The 5,540-nt window shown below is 73.3% G+C and carries 6 protein-coding genes and 1 pseudogene; 3 read left to right on the top strand and 4 right to left on the bottom strand.

All coding sequences use genetic code 11. From position 1 onward, the window contains the following. Nucleotides 1–151 precede the first annotated feature (151 nt). Together ACFU99_RS31360 and ACFU99_RS31355 are read right to left on the bottom strand one after the other, a co-directional pair. On the bottom strand, nt 152–1,618 hold the full coding sequence (locus tag ACFU99_RS31360) for a sialate:H+ symport family MFS transporter (protein ID WP_384398455.1): 1,467 nt from the start codon (nt 1,616–1,618) through the stop codon (nt 152–154). After that, the gene (locus ACFU99_RS31355; RefSeq protein WP_384398453.1) at nt 1,615–2,550 is read right to left on the bottom strand and encodes a dihydrodipicolinate synthase family protein; all 936 of its coding nucleotides are present in this window, start codon (nt 2,548–2,550) and stop codon (nt 1,615–1,617) included. The genes ACFU99_RS31360 and ACFU99_RS31355 overlap by 4 nt, the downstream gene beginning before the upstream one ends. A gap of 347 nt (nt 2,551–2,897) precedes the next feature. Here ACFU99_RS31355 and ACFU99_RS31350 point away from each other — a divergent pair, with 347 nt between their 5' ends. Further along, nucleotides 2,898–3,416 (top strand): DUF1203 domain-containing protein, encoded by a 519-nt coding sequence (locus ACFU99_RS31350; protein ID WP_384398451.1) that lies wholly within the window; start codon nt 2,898–2,900, stop codon nt 3,414–3,416. A 129-nt stretch (nt 3,417–3,545) separates the two neighbouring features. Here ACFU99_RS31350 and ACFU99_RS31345 read toward each other — a convergent pair whose 3' ends face one another. After that, nucleotides 3,546–4,439: a LysR family transcriptional regulator gene (locus ACFU99_RS31345; RefSeq protein ID WP_384398450.1), complete on the bottom strand. Its 894-nt coding sequence runs from the start codon at nt 4,437–4,439 to the stop codon at nt 3,546–3,548. A 102-nt stretch (nt 4,440–4,541) separates the two neighbouring features. On the opposite strand from ACFU99_RS31345, the gene ACFU99_RS31340 reads away from it, so the two are divergent. After that, nucleotides 4,542–4,898, top strand: a complete 357-nt coding sequence (locus ACFU99_RS31340; protein ID WP_384398448.1) for a YybH family protein — start codon at nt 4,542–4,544, stop codon at nt 4,896–4,898. A 22-nt stretch (nt 4,899–4,920) separates the two neighbouring features. Continuing rightward, nucleotides 4,921–5,217 carry a YciI family protein gene (locus tag ACFU99_RS31335; RefSeq protein WP_384398446.1) on the top strand — a complete coding sequence of 99 codons (297 nt, stop codon included), beginning with the start codon at nt 4,921–4,923 and terminating at the stop codon, nt 5,215–5,217. A gap of 37 nt (nt 5,218–5,254) precedes the next feature. Here the strand turns inward: ACFU99_RS31335 and ACFU99_RS31330 are convergent. Beyond that, nucleotides 5,255–5,540, bottom strand: a pseudogene (locus ACFU99_RS31330) (oxidoreductase); the annotation flags it as partial.

Below are 5,540 nucleotides of genomic sequence, written 5' to 3'. Positions count from 1 at the left end.
CTGTCATCCAGCCCCCAGCCATATGACACAACTGCTGTAACACTTGCGATGTTAAGAACGCGTTCCACTTTCCACAAGCCCCCGGAGCCGCGCGTACGGCGAAATCCCGCCGCGGCGAGCCGCCTTGGCCGATCCGTCGCCCGACGCCCCGTCACCCCGCGTCCGGCTCCAGTCCGCCGCCCGCCGGAGCCCGCGGCGCGTCCGGCACGAGGTGGTCCCGGCCGCCCGCCCGGTCGGTCAGCCGGGACAGCCTGCTCGGCACCCCGAAGCCGACGAGCAGGATCACCACCAGCGTCAGCCCGAAGGTCAGCACGGCGAGCGCCCGCCCCAGTTCCATGCCCTCCGCCAGCCGCGCGCCGAGCACCGGAGCGACCGCGCCGCCCAGCGCGCCCGTGTTGTAGACGAAGCCGAGCGACGCGGCGCGGCTCTCGGTCGGGAAGTGGCCCGCGATGTACTTCGGCAGAATCCCGGAGATGCCCTGGCTCAGCGCGAGCAGGCAGAACAGCAGCACCCCGAGCACCACCAGGCTGTCCCGCACCGCGAAGACCGGGAAGACGAAGGCCAGCGAGGCGAGCAGGGTCCAGGCGTACGCGCGCCGGGTGCCGATCCGGTCCCCGACGAAGCCCGCGAGGACACACCCGGCCATCGTGCCGAACCCGGCGTAGAACATCACGTCGGCGACCTGCGCCGGACGGTAGCCCAGCTCCGTCTTCAGATAGGTGGGCAGCAGCGCCTGGACCGGCCAGCTGTACAGGAAGGCGCAGAACACGGTGATCATCAGGGACACGTAGAGGATCCAGCGCCGACGCCCGCCGAGTTGCGCGCCGAAGGCGAGCAGCGAACCGGCCGCGACCGCCGACAGCCAGGGCACCAGACCCGTGCCGACGGGCGTGAAGACGCAGAACAGCGATCCCCCGGCGGCGACGGTCAGCACCAGGTTGAGGGCGGCTCGGCGGCGGCCGGCGAACAGCGGGCCGAACGGATTGGGCCGCGCCGCCCCCGCCGCCGCCCGCTCCCCCACGCGCGCGTGCCACTCCGCGGCCTCCGGCAGCGCGCGCCGCAGCCAGAGCGCGAGGAGCACCGGCAGCACCCCGATCCAGAACATCCAGCGCCAGCCCCACTGCGGCACCACCCACTGGTACAGCTCGGCGGCGAGCACCGCGCCCGCCGAGAAGCCGGAGATCAGAAAACCGGAGGCGCGGTGGCGCAGCCGGGCGGGCCAGCTCTCCAGGACGTACGTGGCGGAGGCGCTGTACTCCCCCGCCATGCCCACCCCGATCAGCAGCCGCGCCGCGAAGAGGCTGCCGTACCCCCACGCGAAGCCGCAGGCGAAGGTGCCGAGGGAGTAGAGCAGAATGCTGGCGACCATGGCGGGTTTGCGCCCATGGCGGTCGCCCAGCGCGCCGAGCAGCGCCCCGCCGAGCCAGCGCGTGATGAACGCCCCGGAGACCAGGCTCGCGGCCTCGACTCCGGAGAGCCCGAACTCGGCGGCGATCTCGGTGAGTACGAGCGTGATCAGGACGAAGTCGAAGCCGTCGAGCAGATAGCCCGTCCAGGCCGCGGCCAGGGACTTCCACTGGGCCCCGGACACCTCGCGGTACCAGGGCCGCGCCCTCACGACAGGCCGCCCTCTTCGAGGAGTTGGCGCACGGCCTTGACGGCGGAGGCGGGCAGCGGGATCTGCGGCGCGGCGGTGAGGGGGCAGTCGATGACGCCGAGCAGGTGCAGCGCCGCCTTGAACGCGCCGAGCCCGGCCGAACTGCCGCCCATCAACGCCGGATCACCGGTGCCCGTGATCGCGAACAGGGCGGCGAGCCGGTCCTGCTCGGCCGCCGCCTCACTCCAACGCCCCGCCCGCGCCTGCCGGTAGAGCCGTACGTACCCGGCCGGATCGACGTTGCCCAGCCCCGGCACGGCCCCGTCGGCGCCCGCCAGCAGGGCCCCGTCGACGGTGGTTTCGGAGCCCGTGAGAACGGAGAAGCGGCCGCGCAGCCCCCGGCGCCCCGCCTCGACGAGGAAGCGGCGCAGCGCCCCGTCGTCGCCGCTGCTGTCCTTCAGACCGGCGATGGTGGAGTCCTCGGCGAGCGGCAGGAGCAGCTCCGCGGTCAGCTTGGTGTGCACGGCGGCGGGGTTGTCGTAGGCGAAGAGCGGCAGGTCGACGGTGTCGCGCAGACGCCGGAAGTGGCCGGAGATCTCCGCCGGGTGCGTACGGGTGAAGAACGGCGCGGTGGCGACGAGCCCGTCGGCGCCGAGCGAGGCCGCGGCGCGGGCCTGGTCGATGACGCGGGCGGTGGTCATGTCGACGACCCCCGCGAGCACGGGCACCCGGCCGTCGACCGCCGCGACGACGGCGGTGAGCGCGGTGCGGCGCTGCGCGTCGCTCAGATAGGCGGTCTCCCCGCTGGAACCCAGGGCGAAGACGGCGTCCACTCCGGCGTCGAGGACCCGCTCGACCAGGGCGGCGAGGGAGGCCGTATCGATGTCGCCGGCCGGGGTGAGGGGGGTGCAGAGCGGAGGGACGATACCGGACAGGGGGGTGGGCAGGCGCATCGCGTGGTCCAGCTTTCCGGTAGGGGGACTTCGGGGGACGGGGAGTACGGGCAGTACGGGCAGTACGGGCAGTACGGGCAGTTTCGGAGGGCGGTGGAATTCGGGGGAATCGGGGGGTCGATTGGGGTACGAGCCGGTGGAATTCAGAGGCAGCGGATGAGTTCCGTAATACCCTGATTTCCGGGACATGGGACGTCCTACCTCTCTGGCTGAATCTGAACCAGGGCCGGTCGACTGTCAAGGTTTTCGGGTCGTCGTCGGCGCGCCTTCGAGCGATTCGCCGGAATCCCAGGACCCCGGCCGATATCCGCCAGCGCCCGTGCGCGTCCGCGCCCAGCATGGATGGCATGAGCGATCAGTACGAGATACGAGCCATCGACCCGCACACCCTGAAGGAACTGCGCGTCCGTGACGACGCGGGCAACGCGCCGCGCCCCGTCACCGAGAACGGCGAGGGCGGCAGCCCGCTGCGCTGCTGCCTGAGCCGCAGCGAGCCCGGCGAGGGCCTGGCCCTGGTGTCGTACGCGCCGCTGCGCCGCTGGGCGCACGAGACAGCCGCCGAGCCGGGCCCGTACGACGAGGTCGGCCCGGTCTTCATCCACCCCGGCGACTGCGGCGGCTGGGCGGGCGGCGCGTCCGGGGCCTTCCCCGACGCCATGCGCGGCACCCGCCGCGTCCTGCGCGCCTATACCGCCGAGGGCTCCATCCTGGGCGGCCGCCTCATCGACGGCGAGGGCTCCGGCGCCGGCGCCGGCCTGACGATCGAGCGGGGCTTGGCCGAGCTGTACGAGAACCCGCTGGTGGCGGCGGTGCACGTACGGGCGGTGGAGTTCGGCTGCTTCTTGGTGGAGACGCGGCGCGTGTGAGGGGAGGCGGGGCGCGGGCCGTACGGGCTCGGGCCGGGCGGCCTGTACAGGCCCGGCGGCGGCTCGCCGCGTACGAGCAGTGGCCGCGTACGGCCGAGGCACACGCCCCGCCCCGCAGGGCAGGTGGTGTCAGGGCCGCACCGGAGCCAGCGCCCGGCGGGCACGCTCGATCAGGGCTCGCGCCGCCGGGCCGGCGGGCCCCTCGCCGCGCCAGGCCAGGGCCAGGCGTCCGCGCAGCTCAGGGCCGGTGAAGGTGATCGTGTGCAGCGTCGCCCGGTGGTAGGCGGCGAGGGAGCCGGGCAGGATCGCCACGCCGAGGCCCCGCGCGGCGAGCTGGGCCAGGACGTTGGGGTCGCTCGCCTCGAAGGCGATGCGCGGCGCGAACCCGGCGGCGGCGCACGCCTCGTCGAGGCAGGTCCGCAGGCCCGTACCGCGCGGCAGGCTGATCAGCGGCTGGTCCCGTAGGGCGTCGAAGGCGAGGCCGGTCCGCCCGGCGAGCGGATCGTCGTGGCTGACGACCGCGACGACCGGCTCGTCGGCGACGGTCTCGGTCGCGATGCCCTGCGGGGCGGGGCCGGCCAGCCCGACGACCGCGGTGTCGAGGCGGCCGGCGCGGAGCGCGGCGATCAGCCGGTCGGAGTTGTCCTCGACGAGGTTGATCTCGACGCCGGGGTGGTCCTTGTGGAAGTCGGCCAGCAGATCCGGCAGCCCGAGGGGCGCACAGGACGTCACCATTCCGACGGCGACGCGGCCGCGCAGCAGCCCGGTGAGTTCGTCGACGGCGAACCGCGCGTCGGCGACGGCGGCGAGCGCCGCGCGCGCGTACGGGAGGACAGCCGCGCCGGCCTCCGTCGGGCGCACCGTGCGCCCCGAGCGGTCCAGCAGCTCCTGGCCCAGCTCCCGTTCGAGCTGCTTGACCTGCGCGCTCACTCCCGGCTGCGCCACGTGCAGCTTGGCCGCGGCCTTGGTGAAGCTCGCCTCCTCGACGACGGTCACGAGGTATTCCAACTGCCTCAGCTCCATAAGCACTGATTCTAGTTGGCAGACGATCCAGCTCTTGGACTTCTGGAAGCTGGTGGCCGACCGTTGACGTACAGAAACCCGAAGGCCACGGAGGAGAAGCCCATGACCACCGCACACGAGATCGCCACTCACCCCGAGGACCTGGCCCGGATGTTCGTGGAGCGCGCGAACGCGGGCGACGTCGAAGGGGTCGCGGCGCTCTACGAACCGGACGCGGTCCTCGCCTTCCCGCCCGGCGGGCAGACCGTGGGACGCGACGCGATCCGCGCGGCCCTGGAACGACTGCTCGCGCCGCGCCCGCACTTCGAACTGGAGGAGCCCCTGCCCACCGTGTTCAACGGCGACCTCGCGCTCACCTCGACCCGAGCGGCCGACGGCACAGGCGGCCGGGCCCAGGTGGCGCGCCGCCAGCCCGACGGCAGTTGGCTGCGCGTCCTCGACCGCCCCGAGGCAGGGTGAGGCGGTCCAGTAGCGTGGCCCCATGTTCGTACTGGAGCTCACCTACACCGCCCCCATCGAGCGCATCGACGCCGCGCTGGAGGAGCACATCGCCTGGCTCGACGCGCATTACGCGTCCGGTGTCTTCATCGCCTCCGGCCGCAAGGTGCCGCGCGACGGCGGCGTCATCCTGGCCACCGGGGACGACCGCGACAAGATGGCGGAGATCACCGCGAGCGACCCGTTCGTGGTGGCCGGGGTGTGCGAATACGAGATCACGCAGTTCGTGATGACGAAGACGGCTCAGGCGCTCGACGCGTACCGGCAGCAGCTGCCGTAACCCACGCCGACCGCCGTAACCGCCATAATCACCGCGCCTACCGGGCCGAGAGCGCGAGTCGGCCGATCCGCCCCCGCTCCCCGGCCGCCCAGCAGCCGAGGTCGGGGGCGCAGTCGACGGTGTCGTACGAGCCGGAGTCGAACCCGTGCCAGGTGCGTCCGCCGTCCACGGTGATGTCGCTGCCGGTCGGGCCGACGGCGAGCGCGACGGTACGGGTGTGCGGCAGCCAGGCCACGCCGGAACGGTACGCGGCCGGCGGCCGTGCGGACGGCGACCAGGTCGCCCCGGCGTCCCGGCTGACGGCGGCCGCCTTCGGGGACGGC

The sequence above is a fragment of the Streptomyces sp. NPDC057654 genome (genome assembly GCF_042800135.1).
GTDB lineage: Bacteria > Actinomycetota > Actinomycetes > Streptomycetales > Streptomycetaceae > Streptomyces.
Note: the sequence above shows the minus strand (reverse complement) of the source record. Positions and strands in the feature narration are given on the sequence as shown.

Excerpts from the sequence above, each read along its gene's own strand:
- ACFU99_RS31355 (WP_384398453.1), bottom strand. The coding sequence starts at position 2,550 with ATGCGCCTGCCCACCCCCCTGTCCGGTATCGTCCCTCCGCTCTGCACC.
- ACFU99_RS31350 (WP_384398451.1), top strand. The coding sequence starts at position 2,898 with ATGAGCGATCAGTACGAGATACGAGCCATCGACCCGCACACCCTGAAG.
- ACFU99_RS31345 (WP_384398450.1), bottom strand. The coding sequence starts at position 4,439 with ATGGAGCTGAGGCAGTTGGAATACCTCGTGACCGTCGTCGAGGAGGCG.
- ACFU99_RS31340 (WP_384398448.1), top strand. The coding sequence starts at position 4,542 with ATGACCACCGCACACGAGATCGCCACTCACCCCGAGGACCTGGCCCGG.
- ACFU99_RS31335 (WP_384398446.1), top strand. The coding sequence starts at position 4,921 with ATGTTCGTACTGGAGCTCACCTACACCGCCCCCATCGAGCGCATCGAC.